This is a genomic window from Natronoglycomyces albus (assembly GCF_016925535.1).
Classification (GTDB): domain Bacteria; phylum Actinomycetota; class Actinomycetes; order Mycobacteriales; family Micromonosporaceae; genus Natronoglycomyces; species Natronoglycomyces albus.
Map to the genome: position 1 here is coordinate 3,728,741 of NZ_CP070496.1, position 21,765 is coordinate 3,750,505.

General features: G+C 62.5%; 22 protein-coding genes and 3 tRNA genes. 9 read left to right on the forward strand and 16 right to left on the reverse strand.

What is annotated here, in order from left to right:
* Positions 1-36: 36 nt before the first annotated feature.
* Positions 37-462, forward strand: coding sequence for a hypothetical protein (locus JQS30_RS15880; RefSeq protein WP_213171214.1), 426 nt, complete (start codon positions 37-39; stop codon positions 460-462).
* A gap of 135 nt (positions 463-597) precedes the next feature.
* On the opposite strand, the gene JQS30_RS15885 is transcribed toward JQS30_RS15880, so the two are convergent.
* The 5 genes from JQS30_RS15885 to serS all read right to left on the reverse strand — a co-directional run bounded on the left by JQS30_RS15885 (position 598) and on the right by serS (position 5,536).
* The gene (locus JQS30_RS15885) at positions 598-1,149 is read right to left on the reverse strand and encodes a redoxin domain-containing protein (RefSeq protein ID WP_213171215.1); all 552 of its coding nucleotides are present in this window, start codon (positions 1,147-1,149) and stop codon (positions 598-600) included.
* Positions 1,150-1,314: 165 nt separating this feature from the next.
* Positions 1,315-2,091 carry a cytochrome c biogenesis CcdA family protein gene (locus JQS30_RS15890; protein ID WP_213171216.1) on the reverse strand — a complete coding sequence of 259 codons (777 nt, stop codon included), beginning with the start codon at positions 2,089-2,091 and terminating at the stop codon, positions 1,315-1,317.
* Positions 2,092-2,326: 235 nt separating this feature from the next.
* On the reverse strand, positions 2,327-3,208 hold the full coding sequence (locus tag JQS30_RS15895; protein WP_213171217.1) for an HAD family hydrolase: 882 nt from the start codon (positions 3,206-3,208) through the stop codon (positions 2,327-2,329).
* Positions 3,205-4,092 carry an HAD family hydrolase gene (locus JQS30_RS15900; protein ID WP_213171218.1) on the reverse strand — a complete coding sequence of 296 codons (888 nt, stop codon included), beginning with the start codon at positions 4,090-4,092 and terminating at the stop codon, positions 3,205-3,207. The genes JQS30_RS15895 and JQS30_RS15900 overlap by 4 nt, the downstream gene beginning before the upstream one ends.
* Before the next feature lie 187 nt (positions 4,093-4,279).
* Positions 4,280-5,536: a serine--tRNA ligase gene (gene serS / locus JQS30_RS15905; RefSeq protein ID WP_213171219.1), complete on the reverse strand. Its 1,257-nt coding sequence runs from the start codon at positions 5,534-5,536 to the stop codon at positions 4,280-4,282.
* A 147-nt stretch (positions 5,537-5,683) separates the two neighbouring features.
* Between serS and JQS30_RS15910 the strand changes: the two genes are divergently transcribed.
* Positions 5,684-6,025: a metallopeptidase family protein gene (locus JQS30_RS15910; RefSeq protein WP_213171220.1), complete on the forward strand. Its 342-nt coding sequence runs from the start codon at positions 5,684-5,686 to the stop codon at positions 6,023-6,025.
* Here JQS30_RS15910 and JQS30_RS15915 read toward each other — a convergent pair.
* From JQS30_RS15915 to pheA, 3 genes are read right to left on the reverse strand one after another with little or no spacing between them, the layout of a single operon-like run.
* Positions 6,022-7,428: an MFS transporter gene (locus JQS30_RS15915; protein ID WP_213171221.1), complete on the reverse strand. Its 1,407-nt coding sequence runs from the start codon at positions 7,426-7,428 to the stop codon at positions 6,022-6,024. The two genes, JQS30_RS15910 and JQS30_RS15915, sit on opposite strands and share 4 nt — an antisense overlap.
* A gap of 23 nt (positions 7,429-7,451) precedes the next feature.
* Complete coding sequence (locus JQS30_RS15920) at positions 7,452-8,336, reverse strand: ArsR/SmtB family transcription factor (RefSeq protein WP_213171222.1); 885 nt, start codon at positions 8,334-8,336, stop codon at positions 7,452-7,454.
* Positions 8,337-8,368: 32 nt separating this feature from the next.
* Positions 8,369-9,238 (reverse strand): prephenate dehydratase, encoded by an 870-nt coding sequence (pheA, locus tag JQS30_RS15925; RefSeq protein ID WP_213171223.1) that lies wholly within the window; start codon positions 9,236-9,238, stop codon positions 8,369-8,371.
* A 291-nt stretch (positions 9,239-9,529) separates the two neighbouring features.
* Between pheA and JQS30_RS15930 the strand changes: the two genes are divergently transcribed.
* From JQS30_RS15930 to JQS30_RS15940, 3 genes are all read left to right on the forward strand, one after another.
* A tRNA-Glu gene (locus tag JQS30_RS15930) sits at positions 9,530-9,602 on the forward strand.
* A 90-nt stretch (positions 9,603-9,692) separates the two neighbouring features.
* Positions 9,693-9,767, forward strand: a tRNA-Asp gene (locus JQS30_RS15935).
* A gap of 439 nt (positions 9,768-10,206) precedes the next feature.
* Complete coding sequence (locus tag JQS30_RS15940) at positions 10,207-10,911, forward strand: class I SAM-dependent methyltransferase (protein ID WP_213171224.1); 705 nt, start codon at positions 10,207-10,209, stop codon at positions 10,909-10,911.
* Positions 10,912-10,970: 59 nt separating this feature from the next.
* Here JQS30_RS15940 and JQS30_RS15945 read toward each other — a convergent pair whose 3' ends face one another.
* The 6 genes from JQS30_RS15945 to JQS30_RS15970 all read right to left on the reverse strand — a co-directional run bounded on the left by JQS30_RS15945 (position 10,971) and on the right by JQS30_RS15970 (position 16,071).
* Positions 10,971-11,519: a GNAT family N-acetyltransferase gene (locus JQS30_RS15945; protein WP_213171225.1), complete on the reverse strand. Its 549-nt coding sequence runs from the start codon at positions 11,517-11,519 to the stop codon at positions 10,971-10,973.
* Between the two features lie 69 nt (positions 11,520-11,588).
* Positions 11,589-12,056 (reverse strand): GNAT family N-acetyltransferase, encoded by a 468-nt coding sequence (locus JQS30_RS15950; protein WP_246498169.1) that lies wholly within the window; start codon positions 12,054-12,056, stop codon positions 11,589-11,591.
* A 233-nt stretch (positions 12,057-12,289) separates the two neighbouring features.
* On the reverse strand, positions 12,290-13,393 hold the full coding sequence (locus tag JQS30_RS15955; protein ID WP_213171227.1) for an alpha/beta hydrolase: 1,104 nt from the start codon (positions 13,391-13,393) through the stop codon (positions 12,290-12,292).
* A 196-nt stretch (positions 13,394-13,589) separates the two neighbouring features.
* Positions 13,590-14,468 carry an alpha/beta fold hydrolase gene (locus JQS30_RS15960; RefSeq protein ID WP_213171228.1) on the reverse strand — a complete coding sequence of 293 codons (879 nt, stop codon included), beginning with the start codon at positions 14,466-14,468 and terminating at the stop codon, positions 13,590-13,592.
* A gap of 106 nt (positions 14,469-14,574) precedes the next feature.
* Complete coding sequence (locus tag JQS30_RS15965) at positions 14,575-15,189, reverse strand: TetR/AcrR family transcriptional regulator (protein ID WP_213171229.1); 615 nt, start codon at positions 15,187-15,189, stop codon at positions 14,575-14,577.
* A 96-nt stretch (positions 15,190-15,285) separates the two neighbouring features.
* A complete protein-coding gene (locus JQS30_RS15970; protein WP_213171230.1) occupies positions 15,286-16,071 on the reverse strand; it encodes a TSUP family transporter in 786 nt (261 codons plus the stop codon).
* Positions 16,072-16,532: 461 nt separating this feature from the next.
* On the opposite strand from JQS30_RS15970, the gene JQS30_RS15975 reads away from it, so the two are divergent.
* The gene (locus JQS30_RS15975) at positions 16,533-17,012 is read left to right on the forward strand and encodes an SRPBCC domain-containing protein (protein ID WP_213171231.1); all 480 of its coding nucleotides are present in this window, start codon (positions 16,533-16,535) and stop codon (positions 17,010-17,012) included.
* A gap of 24 nt (positions 17,013-17,036) precedes the next feature.
* Here the strand turns inward: JQS30_RS15975 and JQS30_RS15980 are convergent, their stop codons facing one another.
* Complete coding sequence (locus JQS30_RS15980; protein WP_213171232.1) at positions 17,037-17,858, reverse strand: TetR/AcrR family transcriptional regulator; 822 nt, start codon at positions 17,856-17,858, stop codon at positions 17,037-17,039.
* A 289-nt stretch (positions 17,859-18,147) separates the two neighbouring features.
* On the opposite strand from JQS30_RS15980, the gene JQS30_RS15985 reads away from it, so the two are divergent.
* The 3 genes from JQS30_RS15985 to JQS30_RS15995 all read left to right on the forward strand — a co-directional run bounded on the left by JQS30_RS15985 (position 18,148) and on the right by JQS30_RS15995 (position 21,015).
* Complete coding sequence (locus tag JQS30_RS15985) at positions 18,148-18,969, forward strand: ATP-binding cassette domain-containing protein (RefSeq protein WP_213171233.1); 822 nt, start codon at positions 18,148-18,150, stop codon at positions 18,967-18,969.
* A complete protein-coding gene (locus JQS30_RS15990) occupies positions 18,966-20,771 on the forward strand; it encodes a YhgE/Pip family protein (protein WP_213171234.1) in 1,806 nt (601 codons plus the stop codon). The genes JQS30_RS15985 and JQS30_RS15990 overlap by 4 nt, the downstream gene beginning before the upstream one ends.
* A gap of 167 nt (positions 20,772-20,938) precedes the next feature.
* Positions 20,939-21,015 (forward strand) — tRNA-Phe (locus JQS30_RS15995).
* A 212-nt stretch (positions 21,016-21,227) separates the two neighbouring features.
* On the opposite strand, the gene JQS30_RS16000 is transcribed toward JQS30_RS15995, so the two are convergent.
* Positions 21,228-21,764: an RloB family protein gene (locus JQS30_RS16000; RefSeq protein WP_281398819.1), complete on the reverse strand. Its 537-nt coding sequence runs from the start codon at positions 21,762-21,764 to the stop codon at positions 21,228-21,230.
* Between the last annotated feature and the right edge of the window lies 1 nt (position 21,765).

The following is a 21,765-nucleotide window of genomic DNA, read 5'->3' on the forward strand; positions in this document are numbered from 1 at the left end:
CCACCTTAAAGCCGCACACATCGCAGGGAGCCGGACGTGACCTCCAGCCGCAGTATCTACCGTCGACTACTCCAGGCCACTTTCCTGGGCGACCGCGAAGCGATGGCGGTGGCAGCCGCAGAGCTGGAAGGGAAGGAAGTCACCTGGGCCGACTCGGGCCTCCTAGCCGCCTCGGTCTTCACCCTCGCGGTACGTGACTGGTTCGCCGACAGTGTCGACGAGGCTGGGGTCAAAGAGCTCGCTTTGGCCGCGTCAGATCGTTCCGACCAGGAACTCTCCACCGTAAAGACGGTCATTTGGTCGGCGCTGGGCCACGACAACCTGGTCGACGAAGTCAGCCCCATGCAACGCATGCGAGCCCAAGTCGCCATCGTCACCGAGATCATCACCAAGGCAGAAGGCACCGCCGAGGAAGTCAGCGGGCTGATGGACCAAGCCGAGCAGATGCTCGACGAGATGTAGTCGCACGCCTGCGGCATCTGGCCCCTGTCAACCCACCGGGCCTCACCGACACCAAAGCTGGTGGTGGATGCGCCAAAGGTTGCGCATCCACCACCAGCCAGGCATTCGTCTAACCTGCCAAACAGTAGTGGCGTTCTAAAGCAAGTCGTCCAGGTGTCCGCCCAGGGCCGCTGGATCGCCTTCACTGGAGACCACAACGTTGCCCTCAGCATCGAGAACCACAAAGATGGACTGCTCGAAAATGCCGAAAATGCCCCAGACTTCGCCCTCGGTGTCGGCTAGATGGGTAAAGCCATCGGTACCGGTGTTTTCGACAAAGTCCTCCATCCCATTGACGTCCTGAGACAGGCCACTGACGCCCACGAAGTCGACCTGATCGGAATATTCGGATACCTGCTGATTGAGCTCAGGAGCCTGAGCGATGCATTTGGGGCACCACTCGGCCCAAAACCACAGCACAGTGGGGGTTCCCGCCAATGACTCGCCGGAGAACTCCTCCCCCGCCAAAGTCTCGGCGGTGAAACGCAAGTTCGGGCTGATACTTCCCTGTCCACTGTCGCCATTGGAGTCCGCATGATCGTTGGTGGCGGTATCGCCGTTGGACTCCTCGGAGCCAGTGCCGCAACCGGCGAGCATCAGCGCTCCACCAACGAGAGCGGCTAGGGTCAATTTCCCGATTCGATTCATCGTCGGGTTCCTTCCTGATTAAGTCCAAGGGGCCCACGGGTTTCATTCATCGAGCCCACACTCTCTGACTGTGAGGTTCAGGCGAAGGCTCATTTACCAGCCTAGACTTCGCCCCCGGGCGGCCCTAGAACCGCGCTGCCGCCTCAACCTCGGTGTACGAATCCACTACCTGCCAAAAACCCAAGCGATGAAACCGGCCAGCGCCTCTTGTATGTAGGCCGCCGCGGAGATGATGGGGTCGGTGGGGTCGCCGGTTCCACTGGAGACGCGGATTTCCCACCAGCCGTAATAGGCCACGTATGCTCCGGCCAATAGCAGCAGCACGCCTGAACCCCGCATGACCCACGGCAGCGCGCGCTTCATTTTGGTGATGATTCCTTCTCGCGCCAAGGCGATGGCAATGGAGACGACTCCGACGACCAGGGCCATGCCAGCGGCGTAGGTCAGGAACAACAGCAGGCCATGGAAGAGGCTGGCCGACCGGAACGTGCCGACGACGATGGCGAGGAACGGCGCGATAGTGCAACCTAGCGACGCGATGGCGAAGACCATCCCGAATACCGTCATCGACCCGGCGGAACGTTTGACGTTGGTGCCTTGCATTTTCGGCACAAAGCTGGGTAGGTCCCGGCCGGAGAGCAGCCATAGGCCGCCTAGGACGACCAGGATTCCCAAGACGATGGTGATCCAGGGAAGATAGTTCGCCACCGCGGGGGCGGTAGGGGCCACGATGAGCCCGAAGGTACCAAAGACCACGGCAAAGCCGATGCTCATCGCTGCGGTAAAGGCCAAGGCCCGCATGAGGGCTTGTCGTTTGCTAGAGGTGCCTTCGTCACCGTTGATCAGGAAGGTCGCATACACCGGTAGCAGGGCGAACCCGCAAGGGTTGACGGTAGCCAACGCGCCTGCCAGCAGGGCGACGGCTATGGGTAGTTCAGACAACGTATCTGTCCTTACAGTGGGCGGACGGATTGGCCCCGGGGTGGGATGGCCAGGATACTGCTGAGCCGCACGAGCGTGAATGTAAGGACGGTTACATAAGGACAAAGTTGTTTGAGGCTTGCGCAATGGGCGCTTTCGGCGTTCTCCTCGGCCCGTTTTCCCGCCTAAACTTCGCCTGCTGCGGCCTCGAACTCGCATTCTTGTTCAAGCCTCTACGTCAGATGGTCGCCGGGGTTTAGGCCAGCTCTAGGAGGGCTTCCAGATAGCGGGCCACGCCGTCTTCGTCGTTGCCATATGGCAACACTTCGTTAACGACACCCTTGACGTTGTCGGTGGCGTGCGGCATGGCGACCGCGTGCCCGACCGCTTCCAACATGGGGAGGTCGTTGGAGGCGTCTCCGAAAGCAAGGACCTCATCGAAACCCACTCCCAGGCGGTTGAGGACCACTTGCAGCCCGTTGGCCTTTGATACCCCGGCCGGACACAGTTCGGCGAAGTTGATGCCCGACTCGATGACGAGGATTTCGTCAGTGTCAACGATGTCTGTGGCCAGGTCGACCATGCGTTGCGGGCACATGGGAGGGTTGGTCGTCCAAATGGCTTTCATGAGTTGCCCTTGGTAGGCGAACTGACGAGGCTGGACGTCGACGTTGATCGCGTAGGGCCAGCCGGGCAGGTCGTCGCCCAGCAGCGGGGTCCGGTCAGTGGCCACCGGTTCCACGGCGGCGTTGATCGGGCCTAGTTCGGCCTCGATCTGTTCGACCGCGCGTAGCAACTTGTGGCCCGCGATGGTCTTCGAAGCTAGGGTCACCGAGGATTCCCCGGCGGTTTCGTAGACGAACGCGCCTTGCCCCAAAACCATATAGTCGGCCGCTCGCACGTCGCGGCGTGACAGCTCGAGCAGGCGAGGGCCGCGCCCGGTGGCACCGATGACGATGACCCCTGCGGCCTGTAGGCGTTTGAGCACCGTTTGGCTGTATTCGCTTACTGTGGAGTCGGAGCGCACGAGTGTGCCGTCTAGGTCGGTGGCCACTACTTTGGGCAAACGTTTCAAACCCAGGGTGTCGGGGTCTAGCGGCGGCGGGGATGCCGCGTGCATGCCGGAAAACCTACTCAAGGAAACCACCTCCGCAGTACCGTGGCGACGCCGTTCTCGCCAACCGGTGGGGCAACTTCGTTGGCGGCGGCCTTCACTATTTTCGTGGCTTGACCCATGGCCACGGCGTGACCAGCCCATTCGAACATGGTTAGGTCGTTGGCCGCGTCGCCAAACGCCACCACCTCCGTAGCGTCCACTCCGTAATGCTGGGCGATTCGTGCCAAGCCCGAAGCTTTGTTCACCGATGGCGGTCCCACATCGATCCAGCCGTTGAATCCGACCTCTACGTGGTAGTGGGCCGGGTCCAGGGCGGCTGCGTCAGCCAATCGCTTGGCGTTGGGACAGACGTGGCCTGCTCCATAGGGGGTAGAGGATTCTACCTGGGCGACGAACCGAGTGGTGGGTTTCGTGGCCAGTTCTTCCCAGTGGATTTCTCCGGCGAACGTGGCAGTGAAGTTGCGTCGCAGGCCAGGCGTGTGCCAGTAGCCGTCCATTCCCCATTCGGCGGCGAATTCGACTGTTTCGTCGGCTTCGCGGAACCGGGTGATGGCGGGGGCCGGGTCGACGGTGAGGCGCTGGGTGAATTCTCCGGCGGCCAGGTCGTATTCGTTCGCCCCGTGTGAGGCTGACACGAAGCCGTCGGTCAGGCCCAGTTCCTCCACGGTGCGCAAGGCCGACCAGGGGGCGCGTCCAGTGACGACCACGACCGGCACTCCGGCATCGCGCACGCGCGCTAGCGCGTCGACGACTGGTTTGCGGGGACGGACGTGGGCATCGGCATGGTCGACCACCGTGCCGTCTAGATCGATGGCGACCAGCTTGGGGACGAACGGTGCCCGATTGGCCTTGTTCGCGGGGCGGGTCGCGCTTTCGTGGCTAGATACGTCGGGGGAGATAGTCACATTTCCAACCTACAGGGCGAAAGCGCCACGATACAGGGCGTGAATCACAACGGTCCGGTGATGTTCACCTATTGGTTACCGTTTTCGCAGGTGATTGGGATGTTGGGGGCTAAATCAGGCGCGGGGGTTCGGGGTGGACAGCGCCAGGGCGCGGCGAAGAATTACCGCCGCGCCCTGGCCTGGCCTGTTACTTCTTGGGCTCGATGACTTCTTTGCCCACATACGGCTGGAGCGCGCGCGGAACATAGACCGAGCCGTCGCTTTGCTGGTGGTTCTCCAACAGCGCCACGATCCAGCGGGTCGTGGCGAGGGTTCCATTCAGCGTCGCGGCCACGGCGTTCTTGCCGTTGGTGTCGCGGTACTTGATGTTGAGGCGGCGGGCCTGGAAGGTCGTACAGTTCGACGTCGAGGTCAGCTCGCGGTAGCGGCCTTGGCTGGGCACCCAGCCTTCACAGTCGAACTTACGAGCGGCCGAGGTACCCAAATCGCCAGCGGCCACGTCGATGACCCGGTAGGGAAGCTCCATCTTGGCCATCATCTGTTCTTCCATGTCCAGCAGGCGCAGATGCTCGGCCTCGGCGGTCTCGGGAGTGCAGAAGACGAACATTTCGACCTTGTCGAACTGGTGCACGCGGATGATGCCGCGCGTGTCCTTGCCGTAGGAGCCAGCTTCGCGGCGGAAGCACGAGGACCATCCGGCGTAGCGCAGTGGCTGGTCCAGCTCCAGTTTCTCTCCGGAGTGGTAGGAGGCCAAGGGAACTTCGGACGTTCCGACCAAGTAGGCGTCATCGCGTTCCAGGTAATAGATCTCATCGGCGTGTTCGCCGAGGAACCCGGTGCCCTCCATCGCCTCGGGCCGCACCAGTACCGGCGGGATGACGGGAGTGAATCCGTTGGCCACCGCTTGTTGCATACCCAGTTGGAGCATGCCTAGCTGTAGGAGCGCCCCATCGCCGACCAGGTAATAGAAGCGGGAGCCCGAGGTCTTCGCGCCCCGCTCGATGTCAATGATGCCCAGCGACTCGGCCAACTCCAGGTGGTCGCGGCACGGGTCGGGCTTGGTAACCTCGCCGACTTCCCGGATGAGGCGAAAGTCTTCTTCGCCTCCGGCGGGAGCTTGGGGGGAAACCAGGTTGGGGATGGCTTTGTGCGCGGCTTCGAACGCCTCGGCGGCGGCGCTGACTTTTCCTTCAGCCGCTTTCACCTCCGCGGCTAGGGCCTTAGTGCGCTCCAGCAGCTGTTGTTTTTGCTCACCTTGGGCTTGCGCCACCTGCTTGCCCATGGCCTTTTGCTCGGCGCGCAGGCTTTCGAATGACTGCAAGGCGCTGCGGTGTTCGGAGTCGGACGACAGCAGCTGGTCGACGACGTCGGAGGAGGCACGCCGCTTTTGCATGCTCTCGCGAAACAGTTCCGGGTTCTCACGCAATACTCGCAGGTCAATCACGCCCACTAGGTTACTCCCGGCCGGGGGCGCGAACGCATAGAGGTCGAACGACCACCACGCTGGCACGGCAAGCCTTTTCTGTCTGGCCGTGCCCGGTGGGTGACAGGGGCGGCCAGCAACATCTAGGGTGGCGGTGTGGTTGTGGACATGAGCGAGAACGACTTCGAGCGCGCCGTGGAAGACGCGCTCGATTCGGTGCCGCAAGGCCTGCTGAACATGATGGACAACGTCGTCGTCCTGGTTCAAGACGAGCCCGAGGGCCCGGAGAAGAACCTATTGGGTCTCTACGAGGGGACGGCCCTGACCGACCGGGGGCCCGAATACGGAGGCGTTTTGCCCGACACCATCACCATATTCAGGTACCCGACCCTGCGGGCCTGCTCGACGCCCGAGCAGGTGGTGCAGGAAGTGGCGATTACGGTCGTGCACGAGATCGCTCATCACTTCGGGATCGAGGAAGAGCGACTGCACCAGCTGGGCTGGGGCTAACGGCTCGCGGCGTCCAGCTCAACCTGCCGCGCCGTCTCCGGCGCGGGAGCGACCGAGCTGTTCTCTAGTGCGCGGTTTGTAGACGGGACCTCGGCGGGTTCTAGCTGCGTGCCTTGGGCGCTGTCGCTGGCTAGGATTTCCGTGATCGCCTCGTCCACCGACTCGTCGGCCCGCACGGCGCGGCGCAGGAACGGAATGAAACCGGCGACGACGAGCAGCCCGACCGCGCCCATGGTCATGTAGATCGCGCCGGGAGACATGATCGACTCCAGCAGGCCACCGAACATGAACCCAATGACAATGGCGGCGTTGAGGATGGCACCGGCGCGGGCGGAGGCCATGCCGCGCGATTCATCGTCGACCCGGCGCACGATCGCAATTGACATCGCGGCGTTGAGTCCGGCGTTGAACGCGCCTCCGATGATCATGAACGGGATCAGAGCGAAGATGGTCGACCAAGGCAGGCCCAGCAGGATCAGCGTCAGGCAGGACCCGGCGATAATCCCAAAGTGTGCGTAGGTGACGTGACCGTCGCGGGAGAGCTTGCCGAGTACTCCGGCGAACACCGTGGCGGCGATGGCCATGGATACCGTCCAGTTCAGGCCGAGTAGGCCGTACATGGCTTCGCTGGCTCCGTAGGTTTCCCGGACCAGGAAGACCTCGGCGACATTGACCGCGCAGATGATGCCCAGGGCCGCCGCCGCGCCGATCACGGTGATGAAGAGTAGGCGGTCTCCGCGCAAGGTCCACGGGGCTGTCTTCGTACCGGCGGTGGCCACGGCCCGGCGGACGCCTCCGCGCCGGGTCCGGATGCACAGGGACAACAGTGCGCGGAGCAGCGATGCCGCCACCGCGATGTATAGCGCGCCGGTTAGGCCCGCGTACCCCATGATCAGGCCCGCGACTGGCGGCCCGGTCATAATGCCCAGCACGCTCGCGCTCTGGTTGAACCCGATGGCCTTAGCCGTGTCGGCGGGGTTGGTCATCCGAGGAATGAGCGCCGAGGACACCGGAGCAGCCAGAGCCATGCCGCAGGCGGCCACGGTTGCTGCCACGACCATCAGCTCGGGGCTCTCGGCGCGGGTCATTGCCGCGACGGCGACGGTTTGCAGGATCGCGCTACCGAAGAGGAGCGTCCGGCTGTCGAAGCGGTCGGCCATGCGGCCGGTGATGGGGCTGAGGACCGCGATGGGCAGTGAGGTGGCGATGATGACGGCCGCGACGGCGAAGCCACCGTAGCCGTTGCCCTGCATGTGAAGCACGAGGGCGAATTGGGTGATGAAGGTGGTGACGGCGGCGGTGAAGCTGCATAGGGCGATGGTGGATACGTCGGCCCAGTTGGTGGGGTTCTCGTCGGTGGTGGCGGTCCAAGCGGGGACGGTGCGCTCATTTGTGAAAGACATGTTTCGAAGTTATCACTTCATATCTAGATATGAAAGAGCTTTTTCAGATTTTTCGAAAAAATCTTTGCCCCTTGCACTACCTCGGACACGAAGAAGCCCGCCCCATCAGGGGCGGGCCTGTAACCTAAGCGAGAGTTCGCGAAACCGTTTCCTAATGATCCGCTCCCGGGACCCGACTCTGGCGAAACGTCATCCGGGCCAATCTCAGGAAACATCCGCATCTGAAACACAACCGTGCGAACTTGTTCGCCATTAATCTCCTCCACCTCGGGGTGTTCCTTGCGATAGGAGCGGATGACATCGTGCAGGCGGTTCTGCAGTTCTTCGAATTCGCTCGGAGTCATGCGTATGCGACCGCTAGTGAACATCGCCCACTTTCGCAGCTGCCCGGCACTGGACCTGATGGCAAGGAACCGCTGTAGGTTGCTCTCAACCTGGGCATTGAAGGCATTGGTCACAGCCGCTTCGGCCTCGAAGTGGCTCGGCGGGGCGTCGTCATCGGCGGCAACGGTCAATGGGCGACCCCGCTTCAGTCGCCACACTCGCTCCCGGCCGTCGCCCCTGCCGGCGGTTTCTTCCAAGAGATCCGCCTTGGCCATCGTGCGCAGGTGGTAGCTCATGGCGCTGGGAGTGAGCCCGGTGTGCTCGGCCAGCTCAGTGGCTGTCGCCCCGTGCTTGCCCACGGCGGCCTGCGAGGCCAGGAAGTCGAACACCCCGATGCGAGCCGGGTGGGCGAGGACCCGCATGAACGCCGGGTCGGATACCCGCTTGTTCTCGCTCAAAGGCGGAGGGGGAGCACTAGCCGGGGCCGCGTCCGGCGGCCTGGGCGGATCCGGAGGATTGGGCGGAGTCACTTCAGAGGGAGGCGGCTCCGGGGCCGAAAATTCCGAAGTTTTTCTTTCAGACATGACTCAAGGTAATCATGCTCGTAGCGCTTTGGCTAGGGCATATTCGAAAAATGTGGATAGGACCCCAAGTAGCGCACCTCAGAGGACACCGACTTCAGGCCCTTGAGCGCCTGAGAGACCGGCTCGTCATTCACATGCCCGGCGCAGTCGAGGAAGAACACATAACGCCCTAGTTTCTGGCCGGTCGGGCGCGACTCGATCTTGGTGAGGTTCACGTCGCGAGCGGCGAACTCATTGAGCACCACCATCAGCGCCCCGACCTGATCATGACGCAAGTAGACGGCCACCGAAGTCAGGTCGTCACCAGTGGGCGCTGGCGGGTCGGTCGGTTTCGTGATGTGGACGAACCGGGTGGCCGCGTGCGGGCTGTCCCCGATATCGCGGGCCCGCGCGGGCAAGCCCGCGGCCTCGGCGGTGAAGGGTGCGCACACACAGGCGTCGACCTCCCCGCGCGCCACCGCCTCAGCCCCCGCCGCCGTGGAGAGGGCCTGCACGGTGCGCGCGTGTGGAAGGTGTGAACGCATCCAACCACGCACTTGGGCCAGAGCATGCGGATGCGATGCGACGGTCGTGATCTCGCCCAACCGCTTATGGGAGGCCAGCACGAACGACACCGGCAAAATCACTTCGGCGGTGATAACCAAGGGCTCCCCCCGGACCAGCTCATCAACGGTGACGTTGACCGTGCCTTCCTGGGAATTCTCCATCGGCACAAAGCCACCATCGACCTGCCCGCGCCGCAGCGCCTCGACCACTTCGGGCACGCTAGCCATCGGCACGGTCTCAACGTCGTCAACGCCGGGGAGGCAACGCAAAGCAGCCTCAGTGAAGGTGCCGGTGGGGCCAAGGAACGCCAGTCGGCCCGGGGAAGACGATCCGCTGGCCGCTTCAGAGATTGACATTCCCCAACGGTACCCACGCAGGCAAAAGGCTCTGCAACTGAGACACACCACGATCCATTTTCCGCAACCGGCAGATCAAAGACCGACAATGCGGCGCTGCTTGGCGATGGAGGGGGACCGAACGGCTGCGCACGGCGCGGCGACTGGGACCCACGTCTCAATCAGACCCCGGCTCCGGCGCGCGCTCCCGCGTCACGTATGCTCTTTTAGGCCGCCAGCGGAAAGCAGCGGTGGCCAGCCCAATCAAAAACATTTCGATCTTTTACCGGTCGTGTGCCAATATGATTGAGCGCCCCCATCGTCTAGAGGCCTAGGACGCCGCCCTTTCAAGGCGGTAACACGGGTTCGAATCCCGTTGGGGGTACTAGCTAGGACGCGAGACTGGTCACAGAATCGCTCCTGGTATAACTAAGGAGGCTTTTCGGAGCCGACTTAAAAACTGAATGACCTACAAGGTCCCGTGGAGCAGTATGGAGTGCTCGCCGCCCTGTCAAGGCGGAGGTCGCGGGTTCAAATCCCGTCGGGACCGCAACTAAGACCCCCTGGTTAACCAGGGGGTCTATTGCTTTTCATCTTGCTCTATTAATCCATCATGGATGGACGTTTCACGCAGGGGGCCAGAAGGGGGGCCAAGGTGGCTCTTAACGCTCCCGGCCCGCACATCTATGCGTCCTCAGCTTCGGCTGGGGATTTTGCGTTTCCGGGCGGGGTTTGAACAACAACACAGCAAATCCCGTCGGGACCGCAGATAAAACCCCCTGATAAACCAGGCAGCTGTTGCCCTTCATAGCGCCCAAAACAAGGTGCGGTCGTCACCGCCGCGAACTAGAGTTTGTGACAAAACCAGACTTTCGCCAGCTAAAGATCCAGCGGCACTGGAAACCCCTCGGCACCTCTACTCGATGCGCACAGCGTCAGTCTGCTTGGCGAACGTCCAACGGCATGACCCGAATCTGAGAGGCGGACCCTTGTCAATCCACCGCGATACGGCCTATCACGGCGACTTCGGGGATGCTTTTGCCGCGCACGCCGAGGCCGGACCATACAACGCTCATATCGATCGACCCGCCATGATTTCCCTGGCCGGAGACGTCAAGGATGCCCGCATTCTGGACGTTGGTTGCGGGGCGGGGCACTATGCGGCCGCCCTGTCGGCTCGCGGAGCAACCGTGCTCGGAGTAGACGGCAGCGAATCGCTGCTTTCGCACGCCCGCGCCCGCACGGGAAACGAGGTCGAACTTCGACGACATGACTTGGAGAGGCCGTTTGAGTTCCTCGAGGACTCAACGTTCGACATGGTGCTATGTGCCCTGGTGTATCACCACGTCCGGGCCCGAAAACAACTTTTGGCGGAGTTCTTCCGAGTATTGCGTCCCGGCGGATCGCTGCTGATGTCAACAACGCACCCGGCGGCGGACTGGAAACACTTCGGTGACTCATATTTTTCTCACCAGTGGGTTGACCTGGCTTTCGCGGAGGGAAAGTATGCGCTGCACTTCCAACGGATGACCTTCGAGACGTGGTTTGGGGAACTCCTGGGAGCCGGGTTCGCCCTCGAAGAACTCACCGAGCCGCGCCCCACCGCCTCCCTGCGAGACCAGGACCCGGCGGCCTTCGAGAAACTCAACCAACGACCTTCGTTCGTGGCGGCCCGCTTCCGCCGCCCAAGCTAGAGCCACATCGTTGAGTCACCGTTAGCGACTGGCAGCCTGCGGTCTCGCCGCCGGTGAGGCTACGCCGCGAGGTCTTCCCATGCGAAGGTCGTGGTCGTTCCGGTCTCCCAATCGCGGCGCAGGATCGCATACGCCACCGAGGCCAGCGGCGCACCGTTCTCCACCGGCCACGACTGCCGGTAGTGGGCTTCCTTGAGGAACCCCGCGCGCAGGAAAGTCTTGCGCATCGCGATGTTGTCCTCGCGCGTTTGTCCCTCTAGCCGGTTCACCGTCGGCATCGTGGAGAACACGTGCGCAGTGATCGCTTTGACAGCCTCCAACCCCAGGCCTGAACCTCGGAATTTCGCAGCCAACCGCAGGTCGAACAGCGGGGTGTCGTCGGTCAGGTCCTCCAGCGCGACCGTTCCAATGCGACCCTTCTCAACGTGTTCCACCCAATAGGGCGCGTGGTCTTCGTCGTCGTAGACGCCTTGATCGATATTGCCCTCGACCAATTCCCGGCTGGGATTGGTCCGCACATGGAAGGGGAACTCCTCGCCGCTGAGGAAGTCCACGAACGCGCTCCGGTCACTACCGCGCACCTGGAGCGGAATCAGTTTCACATGCATGCGGGAAACGTACCGGTCCGGCCGTGGGGCGACAACTCATTTTCCCTCCCCACGGCCCAACCTGCGGTGCTATTTCAGCGGCAACTCACCAACGACTTGACCGCCGAAAATCTCGCCGGTGACGGTGAAACCCATGCGTACATAGAACTTTTCGGGCCCGACGTCACCTGGCACCCACATAGTCGTCAGCTTCGAAAAACCACGCCGTTTGGCCTCCTCGATCAAGACTTCCACGGCGAACCGTCCATAGCCTTTTCCCTGCGCATCGGCGGCGACGTTCAGCCGCCATATCCCGCATCTGAACAGCTCCATTGGGTTATCTGGATCGAACCCTCCCATCAGAAAGGCGACCGCCTTGTCACCATCGAAAATAAGGCGTGGCCAGGCTGAACTTTGGTTCGCGTAGGCCTCGGCCAGCGAATGAGCCACCGAGGCGACGACGCCTTCTTGTTCCGGCCGTACCTTGATCGCTAGGGCGGCCTCGACGTTGTCCGGCCCGATCTCCTCGACGCTCAGCGCCGTATCCATGTATGTCATCACTGTTCAAGCGTATGTATTGGCGAGAGAGACGCCCAGAGTCAACATCTACAAGGTTTCGCGCAGCCGCACCCCAGCCAGTCCACAAAGAATTAAAAGTCAAGCGTCCTTCCGGGTCATCATTCGGGGAAACCAAAGATGCCTTCGATTCACAGGTATTCGGCGACGGGGAGGCCATTTTCACGATCGTGGACACCGAGGCAGCTAGACCAACGTTTATCCCAGTGCCGCCTTCAGTCCAACAAGACCGCGTGGATACGCGGCAGCGCGTCGGCCAGCGCGAATCGCCAGCAAGGCCAGTTATGTCCACCGTCGCAGTCGGGCTCGGGTGCGCCATACATCCAATAGTGGTGTTCGATTCCGGCCTCTTCTAGGGCGGTATGCAGCTGTTCGGTTGTCTGGGCGACTACCCATTCGACGACGCCGCTGGCTTCCGCGCCGAGGGCTTCGCCTTGGATGTCGATTCCGGCCAGGTCGACGTCGCCGGGCCGGAGGCCTTCGCCCGCGTATAGGTTGACCTGCGTGTTTTCAAGCGTTTCTGCTCTCAGCACGGGGTTGTTCTCGTCCCAGCGTTGTTCTGGCCCGATGAATGGGGTTCCGAAGGAGCCGAACATGGGCATCCCGTGCGATAGCGACTGTTGGGTGATAGTGGCGCGGACGGCGGCGTTGCTCAAGTCGAGGGCCCCGGAGAAGGAGGAGACCGAGGCGAATAGTTCTGGTCGCTCCTGTGCGTAGTTCACCGCGCCGAATCCACCCATGGACAGGCCAGCTATGGCGCGTCCTTGACGTTCGGAGTGGGTGCGCAGGTTGGCCTCGACGAACGGGATTAGCTCGTCAAGGTGGTGGGTCATCCAGTTTTGCGCGTAGGTTTCTTGGTCGATCCAGTCGGTGTACCAGCCGACTTTTCCGCCTTCGGGCATGACCATGATGAGGTCTTTTTCCGCTTGTTCGACTCGGCCGTGTTCGTACCAGTTGTGGGCGCGGCCGTCGCCGCCGCCGTGTAGCAGGTACAGGGTCGAATAGTCGTGTTCGGAGGCGGTGTAGCCCTGGGGGAGGGTGATGTAGACGCTGAGGCCGCCGAAGGTTGCTTCCGGGTGGATCGACGGGGTGTCGTAGGTGATGCCGAAGGTGCGGTCGCTGTGGCGTTGTACGTCCGTGACGGTGATGCCGGGGGTGTCGGTCAGTTCGGGCAGTTCCTCGACCCCGCTGGTTTCGGGGTGGTCTTTGGTGATGGTGGGCTCGTCGCTTCCGGTGGTGCAGGCGGCCAGGCAGGCCACGGCAGCCAGGATGAGGGCTGTGCCCAGGCGCGCGGGGGCGGGTCGCTGTGGTCGCCTCATATGGGGTGCCTTTCGCGTGAGGGCGGCAGGGATGCTCTCGGCCAGTTTCACGGTAGCGCGCGGCGAGGCAGGTCTCCAGCCGCCGAAAAGCCATGGTGAGGTCTTTCAGCGGCCGGAGACCGCTCTGAACAGCAATTTCGTTGACCTTGCCGAAAGTCTCCGCTGCTGTCAGGTCTGTGACAGTTCTCGGGATTTGCTAGGAGGGGACGAGGAACTGGCGTACTTCGGAGATGACTTCGGGGTTGCTGAGGATGCGACGGTGGCCTAGTCCTTCGGTGGCGCGCATGGTCGCGTTGGGCCAGGTTTGGGCGAGGTCGGCGCCGAAGCGATATGGGTTGGGGCGGTCTCGTTTGTCGTGCACGATGAGCGTGGGTGAGTCCACTTCGAGGTTGAACAGGGAAATCTTGGCGATTTCGGTTCCGGCGCGTTGTTCGGCCATGGGAATGAGGCGTTCCATGATGCGTGGCCCGGCCGGGACGACGGAGTTGAGTGTTTCGGTGAACGATTCGTATCCGCCCACGAAGGGCGCCATCATGACCATGGGGATGGTCAGTGGTCCTTCGGTCTCCTCTTGCAGCGCGAGCGCTCCGGTGAGGCAGCCCAGTGAATGGGCGATCATGGCCTGTGGTGCCCCGAATTTTTGGATGATGGCGCGGGAGGCGTCGTGGATGTGTACGGCGCTGGAGTACCGCTCGCCCCAGGGGCTGGGTCCGGAGTTGCCGTGGCTGAGGGCGTCGAAGGCGACCACGCGCATGCCGTTGGCGCGCAGGGTGGCGGTGAGGTGTTGGAGGTCGCCGGAGCAGCCGCCCCAGCCGTGGAAGGCATAGACCAGTGGCCCGTCGCCCCAGTCGTATCCCCAGATGCTGCCGTCGGGCGTCTCGAGGGTGAAGGTGGTGGCGTCGGCGGGGGCTTCGGCCCGCAGGCGCGTTTGTGGGGTGCCGGGGAGCTTGAACCACTTGTCGGTGAGGTACTTCGCCGCTGGGGTGGGGGCGATGCGTTCGGCGAGGTTGAACCCGGCTCGAATCAACAACGGAGTACGAACGGTCGTGCTTTTCCTAGGGCGGGTGTTGGCCATTGGTCGTCACCTTTCTGTTTTCTGTGTTCAGGCCGCCCGAATCGGCGCGCCACGACCGTAGTGCCGAGGAGTCGCGCCCGCCCAGGCCGGCGGGTGAGAAACGTCGTTAAGAGGTTCGCTGGAAGCGCTGCGAATCCTCCCTAGCCGCCTGGCTTTCGACCAAGCGATCAAACGCGACCCACGCTCTTTTATCGGCGTCGGGCTCGGCGAGGATGCGATGCATCCAGTTATAGGAGAGCATGATGCCGAAGACTTCCTGCGCGATTTGGACAGTGTCGACGTCGCCGCGCAGCTCACCCTCGGATACCCCGGTGGCGACGATCTGCTTCAACGTGTCGAGCATGTCCTTTTGATCGGCGACCATTTTGGCGTTCAACGGCCCTGGTAGATCGTCAAACTCACTGATCGCGGCCAAGTGCAGACAGCCGCCGGGTTGCGCATACCACCGCATCCACAATTCCAGCAGCGCCCGCAGGCGTGCCACCCCTCGTGGTTTGGACAACGCGGGGCGGATGACTTCGGCGATAAACTGCTCGCCGTTGTATTCCATGCAGGCCATTTGCAGGGCCTCTTTGGATTTAAAGTGCGCATAGACGCCCGACTTCGACATGTCAATGGCAGCGGCCAGCGACCCGATGGTCAGCCCCGACAGCCCGCTATAGCGGGCCATACGGACGGCCACCTCTAGGATTGCTTGCCTTGTGTGGTCACCTTTACGCACTACTCCAATCTAGCACGGTCGTGCGCAAACAAAAGGGTCTGCGATTGTCGAAAGTGAGTCCCATAACCGCCGAGCGCACTGGGAATCGCTGCGAGCTTAGGCGTTGAGGAAATCCATCAGCGTGTCATATGACAAGCGGGCAATGAGGACGAACACCACCACGATGAGGACGATTCGCACGAATTTCGAGCCATTGCGCAGCGCCATGTTCGCGCCGATCAAGGCCCCGGTGGCATTACCGATAGCCATGAGCAGGCCCAGCGCCCACCACACGTGCCCAAAGTAGATGAAAACCAGCAGTGCGCCCAGGTTCGTCGCCGCGTTGATGACCTTGGCGTGGGCCGTGGCCGACACATAGTCGCTGCCGAGGATCGCCGCGAAGCAGATAGCCAAGAAAATACCGGTACCCGGCCCGATGATGCCGTCATAAAAGGCCACGAGCAGGCCCGCTGCCAGCATCAGCGCCGCCGCGCGCAGGGGCGTTTTCAACTTTGGCTGCGGGTGCAGACCAAATTGAGGCCGGGCCAGCACCATGATGGCGACGGCCATCAACACCGCGATGATGATCGGACGCAACGCGCCCGAGGAGACGGCTCCGGCCATGGCCGCCCCTAGGCCTGAGCCGACCAAGGCCAAACCAACCGTGGGCCACAACAGCCGGTGGTCGAGCTTGATTTTGCGGCCATATGTGATCGCGGCAGTGGAGGTGGCAAAGACCGAGGCGAGCTTGTTGGTGCCCAGCAACGTCGCGACGGGAGCTTGGGGGTAGGCGAGCATCAAGGCTGGTAGTTGCAGGAGCCCACCGCCTCCGACCACGGCGTCCACCCAGCCGGCGAGGAGGGCGACTGAGAAGAGGAGGACGAGGACGATATCGAGTTCCATGCATCAATGAAGTTATTTCACCTGGGGGTTTGTCCTGACGTGGCAACAAGGTTGTGTCTGGTGCGACACACGAGGAACCCAATGCGGCAACGGCATCGATGCCGCCCGCGGTCGGCATCAAGGAAGTGGGTTACCGGCCATAGCGTTGAGCACGACGAGGCCAAACACAATAAGACACAGGGTCAGCACGGCCTTTTTCCAGTTCATCGCTCCCCCACCGACCAGTCGGGCCATCGGTACCACTCCAGATTAAGAGGCCCGCTGACCAAGTCAGTGTGGCTTCGCGTTCTGCCTGGGTCTGGTTTCGGACTCATTGCGAGAAATAGCGCCCGTCCAGACCTCCCCCAAGCCTAGGATTCACCTATGGCGACCAGTGGATTTCGCCATCGTCAGGCCCAAAAACGAGTTCGACCGCCGGCCGCGCGGAAATTGGCGGCTTTGCGGTCGCCGAGAGGAAAACGATGGACTTCACTTTTAAGGTGCCCCCGGGGCAACCGATCCTGGAATGGGACATCGTCGTCGACGCTCCCATGGCGGTGGCGTTCGCGGCCTATATGGATGCCGCCGAAATCCCTAGCTTCTGGGGGCCAGCTATCTATGCCACCGAGGTACTGGAATTTGACCCGCACACCGGCGGAAAGTTTCGCATCGTCTCCCGGGCCGATGACGGCACCGAACATCTCTTCTCAGGCGTGTTTCACGAGGTGATACCGGGCGAACGCATTGTCAGCACCTTCCAATACGGGCCAAGCCCAGCGCCGGTGAACTTGGAGATTCACGACCTGAGCGAGGTCGACGGCCGCGCCCGTTTCGCCGGTCGCACGATCTTCGAGTCCACCCAGATGCGAGACGAGTGGGTGGAGGGCGGATGCGAAGAGGGCATGCACGAGACATTCACTCGTTTCGAGCGGGTGCTGGCCCGCCGTCTGGGCGATGAATGAGACCAGTGGGCGCGCGGAAACCCTTTAGTCGAGCCCAAGTTCCCAGGCCACTTGGTCGGCCGTGGACCGGAAGTATCGTTCCGGATCGGTGATGACGCGCCCCAGGTAGCCAAAGATCTCAAAACTGACCACACCGAGCAGCCCCGCCCAGGCCTTGACCAACTGCACAATCACATCGTCATCCAGGCCCGTGACAATTTCGCGCACTTCCTGGGCCAGCACCTCGCCGGGAATCTCCGGATGGCCCGACTCGGACGATGGCGGATGGAATGCCTGCTCATTGACCGCGTCTCGCACGACTCCGACCAGCGCCAGCGGCATTCGCGACGCGGCGGTGTGCGTGTCGTCGGGCCCGGCGTATCCGGGAATCGGGCTGCCATAGATGAGCCCGAACTCGTGGGGATGCTCAACCGCCCAGGCCCGAACTGCCATGGCCACCTCTATCCAACGCTGGCGAGGCCGCAGGTCGGCGGGCAGGGAGTTAGCGGTCCGTTCGGCCACCTCACCCAAGTCGTTGTAGGCGTCCACGATGAGCGCGGTGAGCAGCTCGTCGCGGTTCTTGAAGTATCGGTAGACGGCCGAGGAAGCCATGGTTAGGTCACGGGCCACCGCGCGCAGGGACAAGTTGGCGGGCCCGACGTCGCTGAGGTGCTGCCTGGCCACATCGGTGATGGCGCGCATGATGCGGGCGCGAGCCTCATCGCGGGCTGATTGGACGTTGACGCGGGCGCGTTGGGCGACCGTGAGATCTTGCGCGGTGCTGCCCGTCCTAGCACGGGAACCGGCCAGTTTGCCTGAAGTAGCTGGTGGCTGCGGAGGATCAGCCGCAGTGTCATGGGTGGTCATTCCTCCACCATAGCGCAATTGAGGTCATTGCTCACAAGCAAGAGCACTGATCTAGCATCTAGATCACTCTTATGAGAGCATAGGACCCAACCGAGAGCACTGCTCTCGGAATTGGCGGGCGACCGAGGCGTCCCACCACCTCGACCCCGGGGCCACATCACCAACGGGCAACGTCGCCCAACTGGGCTACCGATCCACCTTCACCGCGCCGAATTCACCCAGCGCGACACAGAATCTTGAAAGACTACAAACCAGACATACCCCCCTGAAACAGTGTGAGGATACTGGGATGGCTGACGACACTCAAAGCTCCAAACCCCGCCGTCAAAGCGAGGCCGACCGCACCCAGGCCGCCACGGACTCCCAGCCGGACGGCCACCACCCGACACAGTCAGAACCGACTGCCTCCACGACCAGCCACGGACCGGCAGATAAGGCCACACTGGAGCATCTCGACTCCGGCGTCATCATCGACGAAGAGCCCTTCCTCCTCGCTGCCAACCTATACTCCGCCGGCCGCTTCGGCGCCGTCTTCTCCCACGTCAACCTGCGCGCCAATCAAGGAGACCTCGTCGCCCTCACCGGCGAGGCCGGCACCGGTCACACCGCCTTGCTCCTAGCCTTGTCCGGACGCTGGAAACTCACCTCCGGCGACCTCACCGTCAACGGCGACACCGCACCCCGCCGCATCCGACGCCACGTCACCATTGCCAACGCCGCCCCAGCGGTCAACTGCGAAGACTTCCACACCATCGCCCACCTCATCACCGAAACACGCGCTGTCACCGCAGGCGAGGCCACCAAGACCGGGATCGCCACCTGGATGGAGCGGCTAGAGGTCCAACCCGAGCCACACCAAACATTCGCGCTCCTGCCCCGGGTAGAACAAACCCTGCTTCTCATAGCGCTAGGCGCTGCCTGTGGCACCCCAGTCCTCGCCGTCGACGATGTCGACGCGGGCCTCTCCACAGAACACGCCAATCGCGTCTTCGACGCACTGCGCCTAGTCGCCGACCACAACATTCTCGTCCTGGCTAGCTGCGTCCGCCAAGACCCACCCGCCGATACCGTCCTCACCCTCGACCAACCCACCACGCAGGAGAAAGCATGAATTCGGTCCGGCTCGCATTCCTCGAACTGCGTCGCTTCCGAGGCCACCCGCTGCGCTACGCCGCGCTCGTGGTCATCCTCCTCATCCCCCTGCTCTATGGCGGCCTCTACCTGTGGTTTTCGTGGGACCCCTACGGCAACACCGACCGCATGCCCGTGGCCGTGGTCAACAACGACACCGGCGCGACCGTAGAGGGCGAAGACATCGACGGTGGTCAACAACTAGTCGACCAACTCGACGCCGCCCGCGTCATGGACTGGCACTTCGTCGACGCCCAGGAGGCCGACCGGGGGCTGCGCGAAGGCGACTACTACCTGACGATCACCGTCCCGCAAGACTTCTCCGAAACCCTGTCGACCCTCGCCACCGGCGCCCCCGACCAGGCACGCATCCACATTCACACCAACGACGCCAACAACTACGTCGCCGGAATCATGGCCCAAACCCTGGAGCTGGAACTCCAAAACCAAATCAACACCGCCGTATACGTCACGGTCGCGAAAACCGCGCTCGGCGACATCCATGAACTCAAAGTCGGACTCACCGAAGCGGCCGAAGGAGCCGACCAGCTAGCCGAAGGCGCGGGCGCGGCCCAGCAAGGTGCCGCCGAACTCGAAACCGGCCTCTCCGAGCTAACCGACGGCTCCGGCCAAGTGGCCACCGGGGTCGCAGAAGTCACCGACACATTGCTACCGATCCTCGGAACCCTCTCGGAGGACTGGCCCGCCATACAAGCGGCCTCCGGTCAGGCATCGGACATCACCGGAAGGGCCGCGAACGACCTGGGCGAGGTTCACGACGTCCTTTGCGCTGAGCCCGATGACGACACCGAGGCCGCCTGCGCGACGTTTGCCGACGTCGTGGACGAGGCGCAAGAAGTCAACGAGGAGGTCAGCGCTGGAGACCAACGCGTGCAGAGCATCAGCTCCGGCGACCTCGACCAACGCGCCGGAGACCTGGACGCGCTGGCCGAAGGGGCCGACGCCGTTCACGCCGGGCTACAAGAGGCCACGGGAGGGGCTTCGCAGCTCGGTTCAGGTCTGGGCGAACTCGACGCGGGAGCCAACGAACTGGCGAGCGAACTGCATGGGGCCGCCGACCGCGTGCCCTCCACCGATCCGGCCGACAATGCCGACAACGCCGAGGCGTATGGCAACCCGGTCCTCATGCAGGAGACCAATCTCAACCCGGCCGACAACTACGGGCGCGGCATGGCCCCGTTCTTCCTGGCCATCGCACTGTGGGTGTTCGGCTTGGTGGCGTTCAAGCTGCTGCGCACGTATAACCCGCGAGCTCTCGCCGGACGTCTAGCCGCGTTTCCCGTGGTGGTGACGGGATGGTTGCCCGCCTCCATCATGGCGCTGGGCGCGGCGCTGGTTCTCTATCTCACCGTCGACCTGTCGCTTGGTCTAGCGCCAGTGAATGTGGCGGGCACGCTAGGGGTGCTTGCCGTGACCGCGCTGGTCTTCACCGCGATCGCGCACCTATTCCGCCTGGCGGCTGGCTCGACCGGAGAAGTGTTGATTCTGGTGGGGCTGATGTTGCAGCTCACCTCTGCCGGGGGACTGTTCCCGGTGGAGACCACACCGGGATTCTTCCAAGCCCTGCACCCGTTCATGCCGATGACGTACTCGGTCGACGCGCTGCGGGTGACCATCACTGGCGGAGAGTCCGACGCCGCCTGGCAGGCCATGGGCACGCTCTCCCTGTTTGGGATCGGCGCGCTGGCGCTGTCAACCTTGGTGGTGATGGGTTTCCGGCGCTGGAGCATCGACCGGCTCAAACCCAGCCTCGCCACATGAGCCCACCAATGACTCACTGAGCAGGGCCTTGAACTGGGGCGGCGTCACCGTTTCGGCGAAGCGAAAGGACAGACGCCACAGCGGTGGCACCGGCTATAGCCGCCCCTGCCAGATGCGGTAAAGTTCTCGTCGTATCTCACGCGAGGACGTAATATTCTCGGTGAGATGGCCAGGTAGCTCAGTTGGTACGAGCGTCCGCCTGAAAAGCGGAAGGTCGCCGGTTCGATCCCGGCCCTGGCCACCAACTCGATCAACCCGTTATCAGCAAAAGTGTTGGTGGCGGGTTGTTTTCATTCCGCATGGCATGTAATCGCGATCTCCGATCCATCACCGCCATTCCCGGCAGGCTACGGCTCACCGGGGTCAGGGGTGGACCGAATAGGGCCGCTAGGGTCGTGGCTCAGGTGGTGAATCTGTTGGGAAGAGCCTCTTCGAGCCCACCGGTCTATGACAGCCCTACGGTTTTTCTCCGCACATTAGTTGCACCAAAACTGGCATCGCGCTTGAAGGATCGGGCCCAACCCTGCCCGAGCTTAGCTCTGGGTCCGCGGCCCGGGCTCTGCGAACAGCCTCGAACACCTGGTCGATTGGGAACTGGTTTGAGAGGCGTTTTTCACTTAGTAGCTTGTGATCGGCTACAAGGTCATCTAGCTGCTTCGTAGTCCTCACCGAGGTCGAGTTGGATGCGTGCCACAGTAGCCAGACTTCAAACTTCAAACGGGAGACAATGAGGTCGATTCCCTCTCGTTGCGCCGTCTTTATTGCTTCCTGAAGCGTCGTGTGTTGGTCGACGTCCACAAGACAGACGCAATGATCGAACGCTTTATCTTTATCCTTGGCGTTCTTTCTGAATTCGATGCACTTCTTTACGACTTCCCGAGGGTCTTTTCCTACTCCGACAGACTTGACTGAAACCCGAAACCTGCTAGCACGTAGGTATTGTTCCAGTCGTTCCACGTATTGCTTCTCGGTCACGACGCATTCTGTGACCACC

Coding starts and splice junctions, on each gene's coding strand:
- JQS30_RS15970 (WP_213171230.1), bottom strand. CDS start 16,071: ATGGAACTCGATATCGTCCTCGTCCTCCTCTTCTCAGTCGCCCTCCTC.
- JQS30_RS15915 (WP_213171221.1), bottom strand. CDS start 7,428: ATGTCTTTCACAAATGAGCGCACCGTCCCCGCTTGGACCGCCACCACC.
- JQS30_RS15960 (WP_213171228.1), bottom strand. CDS start 14,468: ATGGCCAACACCCGCCCTAGGAAAAGCACGACCGTTCGTACTCCGTTG.
- JQS30_RS15885 (WP_213171215.1), bottom strand. CDS start 1,149: ATGAATCGAATCGGGAAATTGACCCTAGCCGCTCTCGTTGGTGGAGCG.
- pheA (WP_213171223.1), bottom strand. CDS start 9,238: ATGTCAATCTCTGAAGCGGCCAGCGGATCGTCTTCCCCGGGCCGACTG.
- JQS30_RS15985 (WP_213171233.1), top strand. CDS start 18,148: ATGGCTGACGACACTCAAAGCTCCAAACCCCGCCGTCAAAGCGAGGCC.
- JQS30_RS15980 (WP_213171232.1), bottom strand. CDS start 17,858: ATGACCACCCATGACACTGCGGCTGATCCTCCGCAGCCACCAGCTACT.
- JQS30_RS15975 (WP_213171231.1), top strand. CDS start 16,533: ATGGACTTCACTTTTAAGGTGCCCCCGGGGCAACCGATCCTGGAATGG.
- JQS30_RS15910 (WP_213171220.1), top strand. CDS start 5,684: ATGAGCGAGAACGACTTCGAGCGCGCCGTGGAAGACGCGCTCGATTCG.
- JQS30_RS15955 (WP_213171227.1), bottom strand. CDS start 13,393: ATGAGGCGACCACAGCGACCCGCCCCCGCGCGCCTGGGCACAGCCCTC.
- JQS30_RS15945 (WP_213171225.1), bottom strand. CDS start 11,519: ATGCATGTGAAACTGATTCCGCTCCAGGTGCGCGGTAGTGACCGGAGC.
- JQS30_RS15990 (WP_213171234.1), top strand. CDS start 18,966: ATGAATTCGGTCCGGCTCGCATTCCTCGAACTGCGTCGCTTCCGAGGC.
- JQS30_RS15950 (WP_246498169.1), bottom strand. CDS start 12,056: ATGACATACATGGATACGGCGCTGAGCGTCGAGGAGATCGGGCCGGAC.
- JQS30_RS15920 (WP_213171222.1), bottom strand. CDS start 8,336: ATGTCTGAAAGAAAAACTTCGGAATTTTCGGCCCCGGAGCCGCCTCCC.